Origin of the sequence: Streptomyces sp. CWNU-52B (assembly GCF_047444975.1) — a bacterium.
GTDB lineage: Bacteria > Actinomycetota > Actinomycetes > Streptomycetales > Streptomycetaceae > Streptomyces.
This window is the reverse complement of sequence record NZ_JBLFJV010000034.1, coordinates 1-21,497: the sequence shown is the minus strand read 5'-3', so window position 1 is coordinate 21,497 and position 21,497 is coordinate 1. Positions and strand designations below refer to the sequence as shown.

General features: G+C 66.7%; 19 protein-coding genes and 2 pseudogenes. 6 read left to right on the top strand and 15 right to left on the bottom strand.

Annotated features, from left to right (window positions below):
* The first annotated feature begins 294 nt into the window (after window positions 1–294).
* Window positions 295–813 (top strand): hypothetical protein, encoded by a 519-nt coding sequence (locus tag ACLVWQ_RS28300; RefSeq protein ID WP_414112035.1) that lies wholly within the window; start codon window positions 295–297, stop codon window positions 811–813.
* Window positions 814–847: 34 nt separating this feature from the next.
* Here the strand turns inward: ACLVWQ_RS28300 and ACLVWQ_RS28295 are convergent, their stop codons facing one another.
* Window positions 848–1,735, bottom strand: a complete 888-nt coding sequence (locus ACLVWQ_RS28295; RefSeq protein ID WP_414112034.1) for an IS5 family transposase — start codon at window positions 1,733–1,735, stop codon at window positions 848–850.
* 240 nt (window positions 1,736–1,975) lie between these two features.
* On the opposite strand from ACLVWQ_RS28295, the gene ACLVWQ_RS28290 reads away from it, so the two are divergent.
* Window positions 1,976–3,118, top strand: a complete 1,143-nt coding sequence (locus ACLVWQ_RS28290; protein WP_414112033.1) for a pentapeptide repeat-containing protein — start codon at window positions 1,976–1,978, stop codon at window positions 3,116–3,118.
* Between the two features lie 275 nt (window positions 3,119–3,393).
* Here the strand turns inward: ACLVWQ_RS28290 and ACLVWQ_RS28285 are convergent, their stop codons facing one another.
* A complete protein-coding gene (locus tag ACLVWQ_RS28285) occupies window positions 3,394–3,717 on the bottom strand; it encodes a hypothetical protein (RefSeq protein WP_414112032.1) in 324 nt (107 codons plus the stop codon).
* 908 nt (window positions 3,718–4,625) lie between these two features.
* Here ACLVWQ_RS28285 and ACLVWQ_RS28280 point away from each other — a divergent pair.
* Window positions 4,626–5,099, top strand: coding sequence for a lamin tail domain-containing protein (locus ACLVWQ_RS28280; protein WP_414112031.1), 474 nt, complete (start codon window positions 4,626–4,628; stop codon window positions 5,097–5,099).
* A 177-nt stretch (window positions 5,100–5,276) separates the two neighbouring features.
* On the opposite strand, the gene ACLVWQ_RS28275 is transcribed toward ACLVWQ_RS28280, so the two are convergent.
* From ACLVWQ_RS28275 to ACLVWQ_RS28255, 5 genes and pseudogenes are all read right to left on the bottom strand, one after another.
* Window positions 5,277–5,957 carry an HNH endonuclease family protein gene (locus ACLVWQ_RS28275; protein WP_414112030.1) on the bottom strand — a complete coding sequence of 227 codons (681 nt, stop codon included), beginning with the start codon at window positions 5,955–5,957 and terminating at the stop codon, window positions 5,277–5,279.
* A 312-nt stretch (window positions 5,958–6,269) separates the two neighbouring features.
* Window positions 6,270–6,905, bottom strand: a complete 636-nt coding sequence (locus ACLVWQ_RS28270; RefSeq protein ID WP_414112029.1) for a DUF6461 domain-containing protein — start codon at window positions 6,903–6,905, stop codon at window positions 6,270–6,272.
* 81 nt (window positions 6,906–6,986) lie between these two features.
* A complete protein-coding gene (locus tag ACLVWQ_RS28265) occupies window positions 6,987–8,426 on the bottom strand; it encodes a hypothetical protein (protein WP_414112028.1) in 1,440 nt (479 codons plus the stop codon).
* A 55-nt stretch (window positions 8,427–8,481) separates the two neighbouring features.
* Window positions 8,482–8,649: pseudogene (locus ACLVWQ_RS28260) on the bottom strand (transposase family protein); the annotation flags it as partial.
* A 1,135-nt stretch (window positions 8,650–9,784) separates the two neighbouring features.
* Window positions 9,785–10,282 (bottom strand): hypothetical protein, encoded by a 498-nt coding sequence (locus tag ACLVWQ_RS28255; RefSeq protein WP_414112027.1) that lies wholly within the window; start codon window positions 10,280–10,282, stop codon window positions 9,785–9,787.
* A gap of 756 nt (window positions 10,283–11,038) precedes the next feature.
* On the opposite strand from ACLVWQ_RS28255, the gene ACLVWQ_RS28250 reads away from it, so the two are divergent.
* Together ACLVWQ_RS28250 and ACLVWQ_RS28245 are read left to right on the top strand one after the other, a co-directional pair.
* The gene (locus ACLVWQ_RS28250) at window positions 11,039–11,323 is read left to right on the top strand and encodes a hypothetical protein (protein WP_414112026.1); all 285 of its coding nucleotides are present in this window, start codon (window positions 11,039–11,041) and stop codon (window positions 11,321–11,323) included.
* A gap of 57 nt (window positions 11,324–11,380) precedes the next feature.
* A pseudogene (locus tag ACLVWQ_RS28245) lies at window positions 11,381–11,685 on the top strand (response regulator transcription factor); the annotation flags it as partial.
* A 90-nt stretch (window positions 11,686–11,775) separates the two neighbouring features.
* Here the strand turns inward: ACLVWQ_RS28245 and ACLVWQ_RS28240 are convergent.
* From ACLVWQ_RS28240 to ACLVWQ_RS28225, 4 genes are all read right to left on the bottom strand, one after another.
* Window positions 11,776–13,263, bottom strand: coding sequence for a UvrD-helicase domain-containing protein (locus tag ACLVWQ_RS28240; protein WP_414112037.1), 1,488 nt, complete (start codon window positions 13,261–13,263; stop codon window positions 11,776–11,778).
* Window positions 13,260–13,736 carry a hypothetical protein gene (locus tag ACLVWQ_RS28235; RefSeq protein WP_414112025.1) on the bottom strand — a complete coding sequence of 159 codons (477 nt, stop codon included), beginning with the start codon at window positions 13,734–13,736 and terminating at the stop codon, window positions 13,260–13,262. The genes ACLVWQ_RS28240 and ACLVWQ_RS28235 overlap by 4 nt, the downstream gene beginning before the upstream one ends.
* 2 nt (window positions 13,737–13,738) lie before the next feature.
* Window positions 13,739–14,602 (bottom strand): DUF6083 domain-containing protein, encoded by an 864-nt coding sequence (locus tag ACLVWQ_RS28230; RefSeq protein ID WP_414112024.1) that lies wholly within the window; start codon window positions 14,600–14,602, stop codon window positions 13,739–13,741.
* Between the two features lie 166 nt (window positions 14,603–14,768).
* Window positions 14,769–15,032, bottom strand: coding sequence for a helix-turn-helix transcriptional regulator (locus tag ACLVWQ_RS28225; protein ID WP_414112023.1), 264 nt, complete (start codon window positions 15,030–15,032; stop codon window positions 14,769–14,771).
* A 179-nt stretch (window positions 15,033–15,211) separates the two neighbouring features.
* Here ACLVWQ_RS28225 and ACLVWQ_RS28220 point away from each other — a divergent pair, with 179 nt between their 5' ends.
* Complete coding sequence (locus ACLVWQ_RS28220; RefSeq protein ID WP_414112022.1) at window positions 15,212–16,240, top strand: hypothetical protein; 1,029 nt, start codon at window positions 15,212–15,214, stop codon at window positions 16,238–16,240.
* Window positions 16,241–17,692: 1,452 nt separating this feature from the next.
* Here ACLVWQ_RS28220 and ACLVWQ_RS28215 read toward each other — a convergent pair.
* The 4 genes from ACLVWQ_RS28215 to ACLVWQ_RS28200 all read right to left on the bottom strand — a co-directional run bounded on the left by ACLVWQ_RS28215 (window position 17,693) and on the right by ACLVWQ_RS28200 (window position 21,484).
* Entirely contained in the window at window positions 17,693–17,875 is a 183-nt protein-coding gene (locus ACLVWQ_RS28215; protein WP_414112021.1) for a hypothetical protein, read from the bottom strand.
* A gap of 985 nt (window positions 17,876–18,860) precedes the next feature.
* Entirely contained in the window at window positions 18,861–19,658 is a 798-nt protein-coding gene (locus tag ACLVWQ_RS28210; RefSeq protein ID WP_414112020.1) for an AAA family ATPase, read from the bottom strand.
* Complete coding sequence (locus ACLVWQ_RS28205) at window positions 19,655–21,244, bottom strand: integrase catalytic domain-containing protein (RefSeq protein WP_414112019.1); 1,590 nt, start codon at window positions 21,242–21,244, stop codon at window positions 19,655–19,657. The genes ACLVWQ_RS28210 and ACLVWQ_RS28205 overlap by 4 nt, the downstream gene beginning before the upstream one ends.
* Before the next feature lie 66 nt (window positions 21,245–21,310).
* Window positions 21,311–21,484 carry a type I-E CRISPR-associated protein Cas6/Cse3/CasE gene (locus tag ACLVWQ_RS28200; RefSeq protein ID WP_414112036.1) on the bottom strand — a complete coding sequence of 58 codons (174 nt, stop codon included), beginning with the start codon at window positions 21,482–21,484 and terminating at the stop codon, window positions 21,311–21,313.
* Window positions 21,485–21,497 lie beyond the last annotated feature (13 nt).

Genomic DNA, 21,497 nt, shown 5'->3' with positions numbered 1-21,497 from the left:
ATCGTAGCGACCGCCAGCGCCGGGAGGTCGGAAGTGCTCTTACCGTGACGGCGGTTCGTGGTGGACAGGCGAGGGTGCAGGGCTGCCGTCGAGCGTCCCGTGAGGTCGAGGACCAGCTCGGCGGAGAGGGCGTCGCCCCAGCCGAACCAGGAGCGGGTGAAGGTCGCGGGCCCGGCCTCGGATACGAGCTGGCGTGTGTCAACCTCGTCCAGCCCGACGGCGAACGCGGGCGCGGCCCTAGGGGCTGTCCGATGGGTCGGCAGGGTTCCCCTGCCTGCCTTCTAGGCTGGCACCATGAATAACGGGCTTGCTCACGAGGAAAGCGCCCTCATCAACTTTCGACGCTACGTCCCGGATCCGAAGGAGCACGGGTTTCGGTGGGTCAACATCAAGCACCTCCGCTTCTCTGCGGAGTCCGTGGACGATAGAGGGCTGCTTGCCGCACTGATTGGGCACGAGCAGTTCCGGGACGACTATGCAGGTGGTGGAGTGCTGCCGGACGGCTCCCGGCACGGTCCGTATTGGCTGCGGTTGATCACTCCCGACCTGTACGAGCTCATCAGCCAGGAAAAGGCCGTGCAGATCCTGCGGGAGTGGGTGGATCCGCTCGGGGACGTGTCCACCGAGCTGGAGGCAGATCTGCAGCGGGAGGTGCTCGTCCCCCTGGCCGTAGCCGATGGCATCTACTACCTCAGTGAGCTCGGTGATGAGGCCATTCATGGCTGGGGACGCGTGCACGATTACTTCCACGAGTTCGTGCTCATCGACCGCTCTGCTGGGCGGATCACGCTTATCGTCGCCGCCGACGACTGAGGCAACCACCGGGGCATCCGCTGCGGTGCTGACATCAGTAGCGGAGCCACAACCGAATCGCCGCAAGAGTGACCGTGCCGTGGAAGACGTAGGCCCTCTTGTCATAGCGAGTCGCCACGGCTCTGGAGCCCTTGAGCGCGTTGAAGCAACGCTCGACCTCGTTCCTCCTCTTGTAGGTAGTGCCGTCGAAGCCGGTCGGTCGACCACCATGGCTACCGCGCAGTTGTCGGTTGACCTTCTGGTTCTTGGGCGCAGGGATGGTGTGCTTGATCTGGCGTCGCCTCAGGTAGCGGCGGTTCCGGCGAGAGCTGTACGCCTTATCAGCACACACGTGGTCCGGTCGCGTCCGCGGGTGACCGCCAGCCGGGCGAGGGCGAGGGGCCCGAACATGATCCATAACGTTGATCAACTGTGGCGCGTCACCCCACTGTCCGGGAGTGATCAGCACAGCCAATGGGCGGCAGCTTCCATCACTCGCCAGATGAATCTTCGTCGTGAGACTACCCCGTGACCGGCCGAGCGCCTCGTCAAGGCGATGCTCGGCAGGACGGCGTCGGCACCCCAGCACCCGGGGCACGCAGTGATGAGCCCCGGCGGCATGCTGATGGGCGCGGCAGACCGTCGAATCCACGCTGACCACACTCCAGTCGATTCGCCCCTCGACGTCGGCGTCCGCCTGGACCGTCCGTAGGACACGCTCCCACGTGCCATCCGCGGACCACCTGCGATGGCGGTCATAGACCGTCTTCCAATTCCCGAAGCGGGGCGGAAGATCTCGCCACGGCAGGCCGGTGCGCTGTCGGAACAGAATCCCGTTGATCACGCGCCGATGACACTGCCAACGTCCGCCTCGCCCCGCGCTCTTGGGCAGAGTGGGTTCAAGTCGAGCCCACTCACTATCAGAAAGATCACCCCGCCCCACACCGGACAGAACGACCAGCCGGCAGGCGGGTTACCGCCAGCGTTTTGGGGCCAGGCGCTGTTCGGCGAGGAAGGCGTAAGCAGCGGTCGCGAGCCCCGGAAGGCGCGGGCGGACAACGCAACTCCTGCCCCGGTCCCTACAGCTGTAGCCTCGACTCCGTGGGCACCGGCCGGTCCCGGGTCCGCGCTGTCTTTCCTCAAGTCACTGCCCCGGACGCCCGACCGGCTCCATGCTCTGGACGTGGCACTCCTACTGCGCAGACGCGAGCCTCCCCAGGGCCGGTACGCCCCGAACCTCTGGCCGGTCTGGCTCGTCGCCCCCGTCGCTCTCCTCGCCGCCAGCCTGCTCGGCTGGGGCATCTACCAGTTCGCCCACCACTACTTCGCCCAGGCCGCCGCCGAACAGGAGGCCGCCGAGCCGGTCAACGTCAACGACGTCCTCAAAGCCACCGTCACCGCACTGACCCTGGTCGGTGCCGTCCTCGCCGGGCTCTACGCCTACCGCAGACAGCTGCTGTCCGAAGGCGACGCCCACCGCGCCGACGCGAGCCAGCTCGCCGACCGCTACACCACCGCCGCCGAACAACTCGGCCACGAACAAGCCGCCGTACGCCTCGCCGGCGTCTACGCCCTCGCCCGCCTCGCCGACGACTGGCAAGAACAACGCCAGGTCTGCATCGACGTCCTGTGCGCCTACCTCCGTATGCCCTACCAACCCGACCTCGACCGCCCCGACCACAAAGCCGGCGAGCGGGAAGTCCGCCACACCATCATCCGCGTCATCCGCGACCACCTGCAGCAGCCGGACTCCCCCGGCTCCTGGTCCACCCACGCCTTCAACTTCACCGGCGCGCTCTTCGACGGCGGCGACTTCTCACACAGTTGTTTCCGAGGCACGGCCGACTTCGGCGGCGCAACGTTCACCGGTGGCACGGTCCACTTCAGCTGGGTGGACCTCAGCGCCACCAGCATGGTCAACTTCAGCGGCGCGACGATCACCGGCGGCGGCACGATCAACTTCCGCGAGGCGGCCGTCCACGACGGCAGCAGGGTCTACTTCCACCGCGCAAGGCTCGATCACGGCACGGTCAGTTTCCGCGAAGCGACATTCACCACCGGCAGCACGGTCAGCTTCCGCTACCTGACGTTCAACGGCGACAGCACAGTCAGCTTCGACCACGCATATTTCAGCGACAGCACGGCCCAGTTCGGAGAAGCAACGTTCAACGGCGGCACGGTCGACTTCACCCATGCGAGGTTCGCCGGCGGCGGAATCGACTTCGGCGGCGCAACACGCGACGGCGGTACGGTCGACTTCACCGACGCGATATTCACCGACACCACGTCCGACTGGGGCGTCTTCCCCACCCCTGCAGATGCGTAGACCGTGCAGATGCGCAGCACCCGAACCGGCCACGGCGGGAGACAGCAGGCCTCACCGACGCCGTCCACCCTGATCACTTGTCGGCCCTCTTCGCGGCGTCGGCGCCCGCCCGCGGTACGACCACCGCCCCTCTACCGGGTGACGCGTAGTGGAACCTCGGTCGGGTTGTGGCGCGCACACCGCTAAAGCTTCGTGAGCTGCGCGTTCTCCTAGGACGCCCACAAAGGCAGGACCTCAACCCGCTTGAAGGTGTGCGACCACCGTCGCAGCGGTCATCACCACATCAGAGCCACGATCTCGATCACTCCCAGCAGCGCCACGACCCCGGCGTGTGCGCCCAGCACGCTGGGAAGCACCCATGCCTGTCCGAATCGGTCGACGAGGCGTCCGATCTGGGGTCCTGCGACGGCGTCCGCGACCGCGAATCCGCCGACGACGAGACCCGAGGCGGTGTACGACCCGGTGCGTGCGTGTACCAGCCAGACGATGCCGATCCCTGTCATGGCGATACCCAGTCGCCCGACAGCGGCGGGAAGGAAGAAGGCCGCGGCACCCGACGTGCGCAGCAGGGTGCGGTAGTTCGCCGAAGCCGAAGGCACGGCGCATCCCTTTCGCCGCCCGGCGGGACGCGCCACACGGGGTCGTCGGCGTCCGGAGTGCCGACCCGTGGCTGCGTCTGGAGCCGTCCAGTGGTGGCGTGGAGCGGGGACGCGCGCCCCACACCGGCTCCGTCACCGGGCAGATGTCCTGTGGTAGCTGATGACCTCCTTGGGCGTAGGCGAACGGCGCGCAGAAACGAACAGGGGAGCGTCCGCGGCGCCGCGCTGCTTTTCGTCCGGGCCGTCGTGGAGGCCTGGACGGGCGAGCAGGTCCGTCGGTCCCGCCCGGTCCGCGAGGTCGATGCCGAGATCAGGGTTGCACGGGCGGAGTCGTCGCGGGTCCGACAGGGCCGTGACCGCGTTGGCGTCGTTGTCCCGGGCTGCGACAGAGCTGCCGTCGACGCGCTCACCGCGCATCGCAACAGGGCTCACGCCGTCCTGCCGACCGCCGGGCCCGGCTTCCGGACGCGACCACGCCGACCGGCCCTTCCAGCAGGGGGAGGGGCCGTGCCGCAGCGGTCACCACCGGCCGGGAGAGTCGAACACTCCCCCGCGTCATGGAACAGCGGAGCGACAGCGTGGTCTCCGGCCCGTTATCTGGATGCAGGGTTGCCGGCCGGGGGCGTGAAGGAAGTGTGAAGAGAGCGTGAGGGGAGCTGGAAACCGCTTTCGCGTTGATCTTTGGCTGTGGATGTACAAGGCACCCAACTGTCCTTCTCTGCACGCCGGTTGATTGGGCATTACATCCGACAGTCACGGAAATGTCCGCATACTGCAACATCAAGCGGGACACCTGCCGAAGTGGGCGGCGTGTGGACACGCTGTGGGTCCTCGGCACCCGCCGGGAACGCACCGTCCTCGGTGACCGGTCAGGGCCGGCCACCGGGACCCGCAGTTGGGGGTAATCCATGTCGTCACGCTCCACCCGCCGTATCGCCGCCGCGGTCCTCGCCGCCGGCGCCGCACTCGGCGCCACCGCCCTGCCCGCCACCGCGGACAGCAGCCACCAGCAGGCCCGCCGCGCCGCTGTCGAGATCAGCGCCGTCCAGTACGACTCGCCGAGCCGCGACGACCGCTCCAACCGCTCCCTCAACAACGAGTGGGTCGACATCACCAACAACGGCCGCCGCGCCGTCAACCTCGATGGCTGGAAGCTCTCCAACAAGGACGGGCAGCGCTTCACCTTCCGCCACGTCCGCCTGGAGGGCCGCGCAACCGTTCGTGTCCACACCGGTGAGGGCCGCGACCACCGCGGTCACGTCTACCAGGACCGCCGCACCCACGTGTGGGACAACCGGGCCGACACCGCCACCCTCCGCGACAACGACGGCCGCCGCGTCGACTCCGAGTCCTGGGGCCGCGGCGGCGGCCACCGCCGCTGACCCACCCGGATGAACGGCCACTGACGGCCGCAACTCCTAGCAGACCGCGGCGTGCCGGACCCCTGGCAGGGGTCCGGCACGCCGTCGCTATGAGGGCCGGCCACGGTCCGGACTGCTCTCCCCAGGCGTTCCGGGGCCGCGCGAGGGACGTGCCTCCACAGCCGCCGGGGCCGCTGTCTACCTTGCGAGGGTGACCGTGATGGGTTCGTTGGGGCAGCGGCTCAGGGTTTCTGACAGTGCGGCTTCCTCGCTCGGGTCGACGGCCAGCCGGTAGCGGGTCTTGTCGGCCACCCAGTCGGTGACGTACTGGCAGCGGTAGCCCTCGAAGGTCGGCAGCCAGGTACTCGGGTCCTGATCCGACTTGCTGCGGTTGCTCCCCGCGGACACTGCGATCAGGGCCCGGGGGTCGTCCAGGTCGTTGGCATACATCTCGCGTTCCTTGGCGCTCCAGCCGGACGCGCCGGAGTCCCAGGCTTCGGCAAGGGGGACGAGGTGGTCGACGTCCAGTTTGCGGGCGCTGTCGAGGTACTGGTCGTCGTACGCGCTGTACCAACGGCCACCGGTCAAGGCGCAGTTCGGGCCCTGTTCCGGAGCGGTGACGGCTTCAGATTTGAGGATCTCCATCCGTGTGGTGCAGCCGTCACGGTCCGCGTCGATCCAGTGGCGGAACTTGGTCCGCGCGTAGCCGGTCCTGCTCTCGTCCTGGACCGGCAGCCCCTGCAGGGCGTCGCGGACCGGCAGGGTCATGGTGTCGCCGGGCGCACCCGGAGCGGCGTGGGCTGTGGTCGTGGGGGCGAGCAGCGCGGCCAGCACGGAGAGCGTGGCGGCGGCAGTACGGGCGGGGCGTGTGAGACGCACGACGGATCCCTTCGAAAATCACCGATAGTTCGTGATCTTCGTAGCGGTATCGGTCCACGACCCGCCCGGAACACGGCACCGGTTCACCCGCCCTGGCGGTAAGTCACACCACAGGCCGGCCCCAGCCGTAGCCCGTGTGCCCTGACAGGGCGTCTGTCAGATGCCGCCACGGCGCCGGGCCCGGACGGGTAGATCAACATGCGAAAGCTCCTGGCGGGCTGGTGATCTTGGTCGTGAACCCACCTACCAGGAGTCTCGTTGTTGCGCAGGACAGCCCGATTCGCGGCCAGGCACCGACAGTTCGAAAAGCGCTCAATATACTCCGGTAATACGGACGGCAAGAAGGCGAGGAGCATCCACTTCCAAAGGTGCCGCGCAAGCAAGTTCTTGCTGAATTTTCCGAAACGCGTTTTCGTATGATTCTGCACGATCCCCACCGGTGATGGCCTCCCGGTATCCGGTGAGTTCTTCAAGGACGGTTGGGCGCTTTCCGTAGTCCTGCTCAGGGAAGAGAGGGTCAAAAGAGGAGAGAATCTCGCCATTTTCGGCATATGCGAGCCATGTGGATCCTGTTTCACTCAGCCTTGCCGAGAGTGCGGCCGTGCCACGTGAAACGGAGGCAAGAATTTCATCACTTGCAAGGTAAGGGCCTTCGGACTCGATGACGAAGGACCAGTCGCCGTAGGAGCCAGCACGTAGTAGCGGTCCGCTGTTGTTGAGCATTCCGCTACTGTGTAGTTCCTCCACGTCCAGGTCGGGGACGTCTACTTCCTCAATGTCCTCTCCGAATGTTTTGATGGCATCTGCTTCGAGACGATTCAAGAGGGTCGTCCATGCTTTTTCTCCTGCTGCTTTAGCTAGAAGCTCAGCGGGAGAGATATCCCGCACGAAAAGGACGCAATATCCGGTTCCGTAAAGTTGAGAGTTCGGGAAAATTCTGGCGCTCACAATGCTACCTCGATCTATCAATCAAATACTGAGGGTCCGGTCCACCGAATGGCGGACCGGACCGCGCGCTCCGCGCCGGAACTAACTTACCGGCTGTCCGGCGTCCACCCAGTAGGCGTCGTTCTCAAGGAGACGCCACTGCGTCGTCTTACGCCCAAGATCTCCGCCCACGCCTTCATTCTGATCTTTCGGCATGCTGGCGCGGGCGCACTTTGCATCCGCGGGAGGAAATTGTCCCTGATTTGCTCCGGGCCATGTGAGGGACAGGTACACCTTGCCCTCGACGGTCTGGGAGGTGACCATGTACTGCTGGCAGGTCGCTCCAGAGGTGACTCCCAACTTCCTGCCACTCTCCTTCGACCTGGCAAATGGCCATTCGTCACACTGCACTGGCGGCGGAGTACTCGCGTGTGCCTTGAACGTGCTGTCACAGACTACGTTGCGATTCTTGGTCACCTCGCTCTCGACGGACTCGCGGTGCAAAGGCTGCCCGCGACCCTCCCAACCCGGGTGTGTCGACATGCTCGCCTGGACCATGCCAACGAACTGACGGGCCTCGCTGTACTTCTTATCCACTACGAAGGTGGGCGTGAACGCCGGTACGACACATCCCTTGGTGGCCCCGACCTCCTTGTCACAACGCACCTTGTACTGACCACCGCCCGGCTCCCCGTTGCCGCCCCACCTGGTGGAGCCGTAAGCACCTCCGATGTTGACGGTCAGGGCATAGCTGATGAGGAAGGATTTATTTCCCTGATCCTGGGTCCACAAGCGCGTGAAGCCGCCGTCGACGGATCCCCCGACTGTGATGGGGCGGGGAGCGTCCCATGGGTCTGCGTTCTGCTGACAACTGGTATCCAGCGAGCAGGTGGAATCCACCTTGACCGTCATCGCACTCGATGTGATGTCAGAGGAAGTGAGGTCGAACTTCATGTACTCGAAGAACTCGGGCTGCCCGTTCTGAGTGTCGATCTCTTGCTCAATTGTGGAGTAGGCCTTACCCAGAACCGTCCCCGTAAGCGTGTCGACCAAGACGACGACAACACCACGCCGCGAGCAAATAGAGTCACGTGCTATATAGACTTGATTCTCTGCCTGATCCCCACACCACACGACACTCGCAGCAGACGGAGATGAAAATCCCTGCGTTTTGGCCAACTCTTGCGCCGTCTGCCATTCGAAGCACACGGCGCGCTTCTGGCCGTCCATTCTGAGCCGCTTCAAATCACGCTTTGTATTAGTGCAGTTAGACTGCGGCGAAGTCTGACTTGCCTCAGGAAGGGATTGGAAGTCTGATGGCCAGTCACCCACCTCCTGGGCGACACCAGCGCCGTCCAGGAGGCTATCGATATTTCCCAGCTGAGCCGGAGACCCCGCATTGGCGTTAGCCGTAAAGGGCGCAAGTAGCGCAAATAATGACGCTGCGATCAATGCCAGGGTTTTTCTTTTCCTGATGCGCAAAAAATCTCCCCAGGTTGACATACGGACGATCTTGCCAGTCTCAGCACCAAAGGCAATCACGGCATAATCAACGCGTCAACGATCAGTTTCGGACAGTAACATCAGGGAAGTAGGTGACGTATCGGTAGGCGGTTGTGTCGATCCCGAATCCGGCCGCGAGCTGGGCGTAGGACTGGCCGTTACGCAGATAGGCGAAAGTGAGCAGGGCCTGTCGGCGTGCGTGCAGGCGCTGTCATCGGGTTCCGAGAGCGCGGCAGTGTTCCCTCAGTCGGGCAGCAAGGAATCACAGGTCAGAGCTGGATCACGACGCGGGACAGATTGAACTTAACGGATTTTATAGCGGTCCTGAAGCCAGGCATGATCGCCTGCCCATGTGGCCAGCGTCCGGCCGGCCGGCTCTCAGCGCCTTGTGCAGCCCCGGACGCGGTCACAGTCGAAGCCACCGGCGGCCCGTTCCGAAGGCGGCGCCGGTGCGGTCGCAAGCATGGGATCGGCCCGAGCAGATGCGCGACCTGTGCCGCAGGGGGACGGGGGCCCGCCCTCGGTCCCTTCTTCGGGACCGCGACCCATCCCAAAACCGCCTGCAGCGAGCCAATTTTCGGCGCACCTGACGGAACTCCCCACCAACAGGCGGTCTGCCGGCTGCGGACCGACGAGGACCCCGGTGGGACCGCGTCGATTTCATCGATGTCGTCGATGTCCGTGACTACGTCACTGCTGGAAGGCGAGCGCGGTGCCCTCGGCGGCGGCCGCGACGGCGATGTCGCCAGGGCGGCAACCACCCCGACAGTTCAGGCTCGTACGAGACGGCCGTCGGCGACGACAAGTTGTGCGCGGCCGGGGTGAGAGTGCAGCGCGGGTCGTCGGGCAGCAGCCGAAGTCCGGCCAAGGCCTCGCCACGGCGGTGCTGCCAGGTAACGAGACGAAACCCCCGAATCGGCTTCGAGCCCACCCATCCCGCGGCGTACCGGCAGCGCACTGCAGTGTCCGGGGGGGGCAGGCGGCATCCAGTCGGCTGGATCCTTGTCACTCTTGTTGCGCCGGACTCTTGTCACTCTTGTTGCGGTTGGAGATGCCCGTGACGGCCACCAGGGATGTTTCGGCGCCCTGGTCGTTGGCGCAAGCCTCGCGACGCTGCAGGGCCCAGGCGCAGGCACCGCTTCCCAGGCTTCCACGAGCGGCACCATGTGGTCTACGTCCAGGCCGAACACGGAGGTCACCCAGGTCGCGTCGCAGCAGGACCACCAGCGGCCGCCCGTCAAAGGAGGCGACGTGAGCAGCCGGAACTCAGTCAGAGCCTCTCTGACGGCGGCACACGTTTCGAGCGCGACCCACGTCGCAACCGTCTACTCCGCCTCGGATGCACCGGCCTTCTCCAGTTTAGAGCGCGCACTCACCTCACAGCCCGCACCAGCGGTTCAAGGATTGGGTTGCCTTCCCCTACGCTGCGAGAGCTTGAGCGACAATCTCGATGCGTCGAGCACCAACACAGCTCCCAGGCAGGTCACTCCAGCAGCCATCGAGCCGAAGAAGAAACTCTCGTACAGCAGGCTGTTTGCGCCTTCAACGGTGCCGTCCGCATGCGTGCACGACTTCTCGAAGGGGAAGCTGGCCGTGTGTAGGTCCTCGCAGTAATTCTGCAGATCCTCATTGAGCACGCTCGCGTTGACCCACGACAGTCCCCACAACAGGAAGAAGATCCCGGCGAAGGCGCAAACAGCGCCCCACAACCGGTTCAACTGGGCATCACGGGTGTCAGTGCTCGTCACACGCCGGAGCGTACCGTGCCGCGCTTCCCATCCCGTGGCCCAGGAAATCTGCGAGGTCTCAGCTCCAACAGCCTGACGGAAGCCCAGCACGATCCCCGCGATCCCGATCGCCGCGACGAGGGCGGAGGAGGCCAGTTCCGTAGTCACGTCCTTCTGTTGCGGGGTGAGTTGGCCGACCGAACGGTGACCCCCGAGGCTGCTATGTCGTGTCAAGCCGCTTGAGCGAGTTCTTCGACGTTTCCGAGCCGGTTCCGGTCGGAGCTCTCAAGGATCTTGAAGATCTTGTGGCAGACGCTTCCTGCAGACCGACCCAGTCTTCGGCGGAAACTGCAACGCGTACGACTTCGTCTGCGCGGACCCGGTCAACGGCACCGACCTCGATGGTCGGTGCGGTGCGTGGGGAAATCCCTTCAAGGCGTGCGATAAATGGTGCATCCTCATGTGGTCACGCTCCCCCGGAAGCCAATGGAAGACGATTCGCGAGGGCAGCACCTCAGCCGTCAGGGCGAACGGAATAAAGTATGGAAAGTTCGACCTTAGGTACATCAAGGAAAAACATGCCGAAAAGGGCAATACGCCTGCCTGGCGCTCGAGCTCCACTATGCTCAGCGATCTCAAGAAGACGCTGATATCCGGCAAGTGGAGAAATGAGTGGGGTGGCGTCTACAACGGCGCCTGGAAGGTCACGTACTCGTACTGGACCAGGCTGTAGGTATGAGGGTGGCGCGACCCGGGGACGAAGAGGGTGCCTCCGCCACCGGGTCAGGCATGTTAGCCGGTCCTATTGATCTAGGCGGTGGTTACGCCGAGGGGCTTGCCGTCAGGTGCTGCGGTGGTGCGGTAGAAGACGGTGACCGTGCACTTCTTCCTTTTCCGGCAACTACCAGGAAAGTGACCCCTCACATGAATCCCCCCAACTCATCCAATTCACTCATCCGCTCCGCCGCTGAGAGCACCGCGCGCAGAATGAAAAAGGGGAACAGACCAATACCTGCACTGACGTCGATCATTGAACTCGTCGACAACGACGAGACGGACATGCCCCTGGACGAAATTGGACGAGTGATCGAATATTTCAGCATTCCAATTCTTCGGACAGAATACGACCAACTCATGTTCGCAGCCACTCAGCTGGATTCCATGGACTCGCTCATCGACGTCCAGATTGATCGATTCATCATTGCATAGAGCGCGCTGTGAAGGCAGTGATCCCGGGATGCCGAACCGACCGCCACCCCGCAGCGGCTGAAGGTGATCGTCGCCGATCAGGCCCCGTCCGGGAGCCGCTGGCCGCGATGCTCGGCTGTCCGAGGACATCGACGTCGCTACCTCGGTGGACGTCGTCCTGATGGATCTGCGCATGCCAGCGGTGGACGGCATCGAGACGACCCGCCAGCTGAGCAAGGAACACCCGCAGATCGCCGTGGTGGTGCTCACCACCTTCGCCGACGACGAGTCGATCCTGGCCGCGCTGGGCACCGGCGCCCGTGGGCTACCTGACGAAGAACGCGGGGCGCCAGGACATCATCCGCGTGATCCGCGCCGACGCCGTCCGCTGCGACATCGCAACAGACCTGGGCCGGTAAGGAATCGGACCCCTCCGTGGATGGCTGCACCCGGCTGATCTCATGCCACGTGCGTCATCGCATGTTGTACATCGGGGCATGGAGCGGGTTTCCATCCGGGTGAGCGTGGATCCAGGACAGGCCTCCGATGTCGAGACGGTGGCGGGTGCGGGTGACGGCGACGTAGGCGAGGCGGGCTTCGCCGTCGTCGATCGGGCCGGGCACCGGGCGGCCGGTGTGGTCCGGTTGGCCGCTGTCTTTGGGCGGGGTGAAGTCGTCGGCGATTTTCACTTGCGGCCATTCGCGTCCTTTGGCTTTGTGGGCGGTGGAGACGGTTACTTCGGCCTGCTGTTCGGGGGCGAGTTGGGCGACGGCGGACAGGATGGCGTCGGTGCCGTGGGTGTCGACGAGGTCGACGAGCGGCTGCAGGTCACGCCCGGCCGGGTCGTGGGAGGCGTAGTCCTGCAGGTCTCCCCAGGAGGGGAACAGGACCAGTTCGGGGTGGGTGGTGCGGCGGCCTTCTTTCAGGTCGCGGGCGGCCAGGGCCAGGGCGCGCAGGGTGTCTCCTCCTCCGAGCAGGGCGACGCGGTGTCCGCTGGCGAGCAGGTCCATGACCTGGGCCATGGCGCCGACGTTGGTGCGGCACAGGACGGCGTCGGGCTGGGTGAGGGGGCCGAGTTCGGTGGGCACCGTGTCGGTGCCGGTAAGACGGATGGGGGCGTCGGCGATGGCCAGCCACCGGTTGGCCTCGTCGGCGAGGCGGGGGCCGAAACGGAAGGACTGGGACAGGGCGAGCTGAGTGCCGTCGAAGCCGGTCATGACGTCCTTGGCGCCGCGCCACTGGTAGATGGCCTGGGCGGAGTCGCCGACCATGACCAGCTGCGCGTGGCCGCGCTGGTCGAGGAAGATCTGCTCGACGACGGGATTGGTGTCCTGGGCTTCGTCAAGCAGGAGGAAGTCGGTGTCGATCTTCGGGCTCGTGAGGGCCCAGATTTTGAGGTAGTGGTCGTGGTCGAAGCGCACGACGCCGTCGTCCGGGTGCTGGAGGTCGGCCCAGACTTTGCGGGCGAAGGGGACGATGTGGGTGGCGAGTTGGGCGTGCAGATCGGGGTTTTCGAGGCCGCGCAGGTGTGGGACGTGGTGGCGGGTGATCGTGGGGTCGGCGGTGTGGCAGAAGCGGGCCACGGTGCGCAGGGCGGCGTTGGAGAGGGTTTTCTGTGACAGGTCGCGTTCGCCGATGCGGAGGGCTTTGGTGATGCCGAGGGCGTGTCCGGTCTGCCAGGCGGGGCGGCGGGGTGCGCCCAGGCGTCGGGTGTAGCGGTGGCCGATGGCTGCGTAGGCCAGTGCGTGGGCGGTTTTGCAGGTGACCGTGGGCGGGAAGCGGGTACGGGCGTCCTCGGCGATGGCCCGGTTGTAGGCGAGGTAGCGGCCGCGGCGGCTGGTGGCGTGGGCGAGCTGGGCCAGGGTGGTGGTCTTGCCGGTGCCTGCGCCGGCTTGGAGGGCGAGGTGGTGGCCGGCGTGGAAGGCGTCGGCGGCGGCCTGCTGTTCGTCGGTGGGGTTCAGCATGGCGCGGCTCCGGGGGTGTGGGTGAGGGCGCGCCCGACGGCTGCCAGGAGGTGAAGGGTGGTGGTGTGGGTGAGGAGGTGCTGGAGTTCCTGGTCGAGGCGGCCGGCCTCCTCGCTGTTGTGCCGGGCGAGGGCCCGGCGCAGGGCAAGCTGCAGGAAGCAGGGCAGTGGTTGTCCTGCTTCGTCGGCGGTGGCCCGCAGGGTGGTGTAGGTGGCGGGTGGGAGGGCGACGTTGAGGAGGATCTTGCCGTCTGCGTCGGGGGAGTGCGTGGTGATCACGTCGATGGGCAGCCGTCCGCCGGCCTGGCGACGCAGCCGGGTGAGGGCTTTGTCCTGGGTCTTGGCGCGCACCACGGCCAGGAGGTGGGTGGTGTCGTGGTTGGCCGCGAGCGGCATGGTGCGGGTGGCCTGGTGGAGTTCTGCAGGGGTGAGGGGGCGGGTCAGGGTGATGTTCAGGGCGTGGTGGAGCATCGTCAGGCCTTCCCGCGCCGGCCGGGTGTGGGGTGTGGCAGGCGGGTGTGGATGTGCGCGGTGTGCAGGAGGGGGTCGAAGACCTGCCATCCAGTTAGGGCGAGATCGGCGGCGTCTGGAGTGGCGGCATGGTCCGTGCAGCGTTGGGTGCGCCAGCGCAGTTGTTCGTCGTAGGGCAGGCGGCTGAGGTCGTACACGGCCATGAGTCCGGTGGGCAGGGTGAGTTGGCCGCGTTGCGGGCTCGCGGGGAGCAGCGTCCACATGCCCTGGGGGGTGTTCGGGGTGAGTACGGGGTGTGGGCAGCGGCGGCGCTGACGGGTCTGGGCCACGCACCGGATGTCCGTGAGGGTGGTCTCGGCGAGGTAGCGGCCCAGGAGCAGTTGCACGACGGGCCGGGCGGGACTGCCCGTTGTGTCGGCGGTCGTCGTGCCGGTGATGGCCAGGGTGGGGGTGAAGGCGCCGGTGTCGATCAGGCGGCGGGTACGGACGGCGAGTTGGCGGCGTACCGCATCGAGGTGTGGGTCGGCCGGGGTGGTGGGGGTGCGCTTGGGGCAGAGTGCGGCGTGCGGGATGCGGCACCAAGCGCTGCCGTCGCCGTGCGGGTGGGCGATGCCGCAGCTCAGGTGCCAGCGGCAGGTGTCGGGCACGTGGGTGGTGGCCAGTTCGGCGGGGTGCAGGGCGATGGGCTGCTGGTCGGTCCGCGGGTAGAAGTCGATGCGGTTGCCGCATTCTCGGCAGCGGCCGTTCTGGCCGGCGCGCAGGAGGCGGCCGGGGCTGGTGGCGGCCACGCGCAGGGGGCGCCGGGGGTGGGTGGTGCGGGGGCTGCCGTTCCGGTGGTGGCTGGTGGCGGCGGTGTTGGGGCACATGGCCCGGACCGTGTCAGGTGACACACGGTGGTGGCGGGGATGACGCGGGCGGTGTCCCCGGACAGCCCAGCACTGTCGAACGCGTGTCCGTTCAGGCGACCGTGTGTTCTGTGTCTGCTCACTGGTTCGGGTGATTTGCGTGGTGCGGCGGGCGGGTGTGGCCGCGTCAGGAGCCGGTGGATCCGGGCCGGGTGTGGTCGTCGCAGAGCGGGCCCAGCAGGTGCTCGATGGGGACGTCGAAGGCATGGGCGAGGGCGTGCCAGGTGGTGACGCTGCCGGTGGTGCGCCCGTGTTCGAGGTCGATGAGGGTACGCCGAGCGAGGCCGCTGCGGTCGGCGAGTTCATCGAAGGTCCACCCGCGCTCGCTCCTCAGCCGTGCGAGCGTCACACGCAGCGCGGTGAGGTCAGGGTCGGGAGGCAAGATCGTCACTCCACCATCCGACGGTGCAGGACCCTGCCCCGTCAGTGCAGACCTCTGCACTATCTGTTAGAGAAGGAGTGACATTCAGCGGCGCGGGGACCAGTGCCGCAGCATTCCCGGCTCCCGTTTCCCGGCCTCGGTGTCACGGGAACTCAGCGGCACGGACCGATCGGAGGACAGCGAGCCGGATGAGGCTCTCCACGCACGACACGGTGCAGCGCATCTGGACGGTACAGCTGCATCCCCAGCCGGGAGGGCCGCTGCTGCGCTGCCCGCACTGCGCCCCGCACGGCTACCGGCTGCAGGCCGCCTCCGCGCGGTCGGCCGCGCTGACCCATCTGGCCCGCCACGCCCAGCACGACGCGCTCCCCAGGCATCTGCGGACCTGCCAGTGCCGGGCACGGGGCTGCTCATGGCACCCGCGCCACCGCGGCTGCGCGGGCCCGGTGCTGCTGGCGCTGACCGGCGACCGCAGCGGCCGTCTATGGCGTCTGGCCGATGCCTGTGCCGCCTGCGCGGCCGCCACCAGCCACACCGCCACCGTGCCCGACACACTGCCCGGTCCAGCCCTCACGGAGGGGGCACGTCGGCCGGTCCGGCGCCGCAATCCCCCTCACGGGCCGGGCGAGCGGCTCCTGGTACGGGAAACACTCACCTACCTCGGAGTTGCCCTCCCCCTCTTCTCCTCCCCCGCCGCCCGCCTGTTGGCCCTGCAGTGCGCTCTGCGCGCCGACATTCGAGGGCACGTCCGACTCCCCCACGGCTTTCTGCGCGGCATGCGTCTGCGGGGCCGCGCCGAACTCTGGACTGAACTCGAGCACGCCGGATGGCTGGCCCGCCTTGCCTCACGACGCTCCCCTGTCGAGCTCCGCCTGCTCGACGCGACCATGCTCCGCCAGGCGCCCGGCCGCAGCACCCGCGCCCACGCGGCCCACTGGGCTCTACGGCCTGTCCCTCTGGCAACGCCGTGCGGGACGGCCCCCTCGGTGCAGCTCACCGCGCTGACACTCGCCGCGCACACCTGCGACGGCACCGGGAGCGCGGAACTCGACGTACTCACCCGCCTGTGCGGCCAGTCCCCACAGCAACTGGAGGACCTCCTCGACCAACTGCTCCGCACCCGCCTCCTGACCGCCTGGCGGCACACCAGCCATGAGGAGATCTCCTGGCACCTGCCCCCGCCGACCAGAGCGGATTCAGCAGTACCCCGGCATTAGCATCCGCGCCTGTCTGCTGCCGCGCAGCACATCTAGCATCCTCCGAGGGCCGACGTGCGTCCTTACCGCGAGCGTTGCCCGATTGCTTGTAAGCACCTGTTTGGGCTCCAGTACACGGAGTTCTTTTGGCTCCGACAGCCGTTCGACCACCAGGTCGGTGGAGGGCTGATGCACAAGCGCAGCCAGCGAGAAGAGGCCGTCGGGGGCGAGGGTGAGCCGTCGTCCACCGGTTCAAGGGTGGGGCAAAAACTCGTCCGTACCGTGGGGCCGGCTCACGTGCTTACAGACACCCGATCTACGACTACCTGGTCGCCTGTGCGGACACGCTGTTCGAGTTGACCGACGCAGTGCTGTACACGGACGGACCGGTGCGGTCGCTGGTTGGCCTCGCGCTGGCACCGGAGCACCTCCGCGGACACGGGCCCCCTCACGCCGGCCTCAACCGCGGCGCGGTGGATGTCGCCCGGCTGCGGCGAGGTCTGGCGGTGGACGTCTCCCCCGCTGTCCGTACTGGGCCGCCCACAGGCAGGCTTCGTTCCGGCTGAGGACGGTGCGGTCAGCTGCAGGGCGGGGTATGGCGGATGGCGGGATCGATGCGGCTGAGTACCCAGCGGATGAGGTCCTTGCTGAGGACGAGGTCGGGGTTCTCCTCGAGTACGTCGTGGAGGAGGACAGTGATTCTTGCCCAGTTTCGGAACGATGACGTGGCCGGCCACGTCATCGGCGTAGAGGATCAGTTCGGGCTGTGTACCGGCCCAGGTCTGCTGGCAGGCGGGGATGATGGCCGCTCGGCGGGCGTCGTCGCCCCACAGGTTGCGGAAGTATTCCAGCGCCTTCGTCCCGAGTCCTTTCACTTCATCGATGAGCAGGGAGACGCTGCGCAACTGGGTACGGGCGGCCGGGGCAAACCGGCCCCGCGGGTGCCGGGCACCGCCCGGACGGAGGCCCCAAGGACGACTTGGACCGGGCGGGCCTGGGCATCGTCAAACTCCTCGAAGGGCACCGGGTGCAGACCTACCCCGACATGGAACAGGAACCCAAGGTCGCCTTCACGGCATGGCGCAGCGGTATCGGAGGTGACACCCCACCCACCCACCCCCCACCAATAGTCGGCGAGACCTGGACAACAGTGCCCCTCCGAAGGAGGAAAAGACGCAAGAACATGTACACGCGCCAGGTGGCCTGAATCGGGACCAAACCGTCGCCGGGCGCGCAGAGGCTGGGCTCTCGTTGGACACGGATGACGGCTGCTGGTGCCGGACCGTTCTCCACCAGCTGTGTTCCGCGATGTGGGGCGGGAACAAGGGGGTGCTTGAGAGGCGGACCAGCCGGTTGGCGGGGCGATGCCGGCCGGGCGGGGAAGGGCACGGCACGCCGCTGTCCGCGGTGGGCGCAATGCCGGACAGCGGGCCCGGCCCTCGCCAAGGGGCGGGCCCGCCTCATTCCCCGTTGTCAGCCGGAGCGCGGCACGGCGATCTTGGCTGCAAGGGCGAATCCCGAGCCGGCAATCGTCATGGCGGTCCCGAGTGCTTGAAGCTCTCCAGGCAGGACCAGGAGCACGGCGATGGCTCCCAGCAGTGCGGCAATAGCGATTGTCACTGCGGCCACTGCGTTGGCCACGGGCAACTGCGGCACAGCAACGGGGTGTTGTTCCGGTCCCGGCGGAGTTCCGGGACCGTGCACTTCGGGTGGGCGGGTCCTCATCGGCTTGTCCTCTCGTGTCAGCCCAGGTGAGACAGGTGGAGCGGTAAGCGCATGCGGTAGCAGCCGCATATGCGTGTCCGGGAAATGCCCTGTCGCGTATGCGCCGGAACACGACTCCGGAGCAAGGCGCGCGTTTACAGGACCCGTCGCTCCGTCATCTTCCGTGCGGCATCTACGACGGCGGCCCCGCCGGATCGGGAATCCGGTGGGGCCGCACGCGTCTTCGGGGCCTGCTGCTACAGACCCATATGCCTGCCTCAGCAGGCTGTTGGTCTCGTCTCACCTGGGCTGACAGGAGAATAGAGAACCAAGTTGAACCAACTTAACCAAGTTGGTTACCAACTCTACTATGGTTATCCCCGTTCCACCGGGATCGGTAAACACCTTCCACGCAGCTTCCCGACCGCGGACCGAAGACCGTGCCGCCTCCGTCCGCCAGCCCGCGGCAACCTGCAGCGATACCGGCACGGAAGAGGCGCCGCCCGGACACGACTCCGACTTCGCCCCGATCACGCCGGCCAACCACTCGCCAACTACTCCGCGTTAGCAGGGACTTGCATGAGTTGGCAGGGGCCGGCGGCAATTGACACTGCAGTCCTGCAGTCATTGACCCGTCTCGTAAGGGCTGCTGAGGCGAGGTGCCTCAACGGCGACCTACGCTGTGAGGCAACGGACCCGGGCGGTCCGTGCCACCTCAGTGACGCGCACCCTCTCCACAGAGGCGTCCAGCTGTCGCCGAGCGATCTCCACTGTGCCGTTCACGACACTGAAAGCCACGGTCACTGCCACTCCGACGATCACGAGTTCCTGATAGCTCATCGCGCTTGCGCAGCAGACCCCCGTCGCGGACGGGCCCGGGTCTGCTCCTGGCTCCTGGCTCCGGCCCTCAGCAAACGGTGTCGGGGCAGTCGATTGGTCAGTCGAAGTGTCGTTGGGTGGGATCGATACGGCTCAGGAGGGCGCGGATCAGGTTCCTGCTGTACGCCGGGTGGGGTGGGTTGGTGGTGGCTTCGTGCAGGAGATAGGTGATCTTTGCCCATTGGCGGAAGTTGCCGTGGCAGGCGAGGTCGTCGATCCACAGGAGGTCGTCGGCGGGGACATCGGTCCACAGGGGGTGGTACTGCGGGATGGCGGTGAGGATTTCGCCGGGGGTCAGGGGGGTGTAGCGCTGCCAGATGAGGATGCGGGAGTCGAGGGCGGGCCGGTTTTTGATTTTCTGGTAGCAGTTCTCGGCGCCGACGAGGATGACGGCCAGGCGGGTGTCTTCGTCGTCGTGGAGTTCGCGGATGAATTCGAAGGCGCGGGTGTCGAGCCACTGGGCTTCGTCGACGACGAGGACGCGGGGGGCTTCGGTGAGGGCTTCTTTGATCATGGTTTCGCAGCGGGTGCTGCCGGTGGGTGGCTCTCCGGGCAGTTCGAGTTTCTTGTACAGGGCTGCGCGCAGGGCCTGGATCTTGGAGGAGCTGAGTTTGATGCGCAGGGTGGTGTGGGGGGCGAGGTCGTCGAGGTGGCTGCCGACGGCGAAGGTCTTGCCGAGGCCGACGCCGCCGTGGACGCACATCATGGCGCCGTTGCCGTTGTCGGCGCGCAGGGTGGTGAGGAGGTTGGCGTAGGTCTCTTCGCTGGCTTTGGTGAGGATGGCGCGTGCGTCGGGCAGGCCGAGGTAGTGGTAGTTGCGGCTGGTGGCCGGCTGGTTGTCGGAGGTGGTGGTCACGGGGTGTCCTGTTCTTTGGTGGGGGTGGGCAGGGGTGTGGTCCAGCGTGGGGAGGTGGGTGCGGGGCGGTGCAGGAGGTCGGGGCGTGCTTCGGATTGGGCGTCGGGGGTGTGGGTGGTGAGTTCGCGTAGTTCGGCGGCGGCTTGGGTGGCAGTGAGGCGGTTGAGTGGCTGGGGTGGTGCGGGCGTGGAGGTGGCGGCGTGGCGGGTGACGGTGTTCTTGCGGGCGCGGCGGGCTTTGGCGGCGTAGTGGTCGGCTTCGCGTCGGCGGGCGCGGTGTAGGCGTCGTCCTTCGTCGGGGGTCATTTCGTCGCTGCGGTAGGCGGGGCCGCGGTAGGTGTGGGTGTGGGCGTCGTAGAGGTGGACTTCGTGGAAGTGGTTGGCTTCGTGGCGCAGGTGGACGCGTTCGCCTGCGGTGCCGTGGCCGTGCATCCAGTCGCCGACGTAGTAGGCGTCCTTCCAGCGGACGCCTTTGCTGGTGATGGTCAGGGGGCGGCCGGGGTGGAGGAGGGTGTAGGTGTGCAGGGCTTCGGGGGTGAGGGTGTCGATGGGGGTGAGGTCGGCTGCCCAGGCCTGGGCGGGGGTGCGGCGGTTGAGGCGGGCGATGGTGTGGTCGTTGTTCCACCACTCGACCCAGTCGAGGACGAGGTGGACGAAGGTTTCGAAGTCGAGGAGTTCGTCCGTCTGCCATAGGGGGCGGCCGCGTTTGTCGCGGCTGCTTGTGGGGGTGTGGCTGTAGCCGGGCAGGCCTTTGAAGAGGGTGTGTTTGACGGCGGCGTTGAGGGATTCGACGGTGCCTTTGAGGTGGGGGCTGTAGGGCGGCAGGACGATGAGTTCGGTGCCGAATTTTTTGAAGGCTTCGTCGACGGCGGTGCTGAGGAAGTCGCGGCCGCGGTCGACGCGGACTTTTTTGGGGATGCCGCCGGCGGGGCGGTGGTGGCCGCCGGTGAGGATGGCGTCGCGGGCGGCGGTGAGGATGGCTTCCTGGCTGGGGTGGTGGGGGGTGATGGCCAGGCCGCAGATGACGGCTGTGGTGTGGTCGATGAACCAGGTGATCCAGGGTTTGGTGCGGTGGCCGTCGAGGTTGATGTGGACGCTGGCTTCCACGTGGTCGGTTTCCCAGACGTCGTTGCGGTTGCCGTGTGGGCGCAGGCGGTGGACGTCGTGGCGGCGTCGGCCTGCTTCGCCTTGTTTGAGGGCGGCGCGCTGGCCGGGGTTGAGTTCGCGGTTGACGGCGCGGTAGAAGGTGGCCGGGCTGGGGACGGGTGGCGGTCCGAGGAGGTTTTCGGCTTTCAGTTTCCGGTAGGCGGTGTTGATGTTGCCGTGCCAGCGGGCCAAGGCGTCGTGCATGGCCGGGGTGAGGCGGAGGTGCGGGCGGCCTTGTGGGGTGTAGGTGCCGTTGTGGGCGTCGGCGTTGTCCATCCAGCGGCGTACGGTGCGCCAGTGGACGCTGAAGGCGGCGGCGACGGTACGGATGTCGTGGTGGGTGAGGCTGTCTGCGTCGCGCAGGCGTCGGAGTCGGCGTACGGCGGCATCGCGCAGGGAGGTGGTGTCGTAGGGGCCGTCGGGTGGGGGTGTGGCGGGCACAGATAGATGCTGCTTTCTGTTCGTCCGTGCGGTGGGTGGCGTGCCGGTCGCGTCCGGGGCCGGGGGTTAGGCGGGGGCGAGGGAGAGCAGTCCGGCGCCGTATGCCTTTGCGCGGCCGATTCCGTGGAGGAGGGCGTGGCGGAGCTGGTCGGGGTCGGTGATGGTGGCCTGGCCGTCGAAGCGGGTGAGTTGATGCCGGAAGACATGCGGTTTGTCTGGTGTTTTGGATTCTTTGACGATGGGGCGGCGGGGG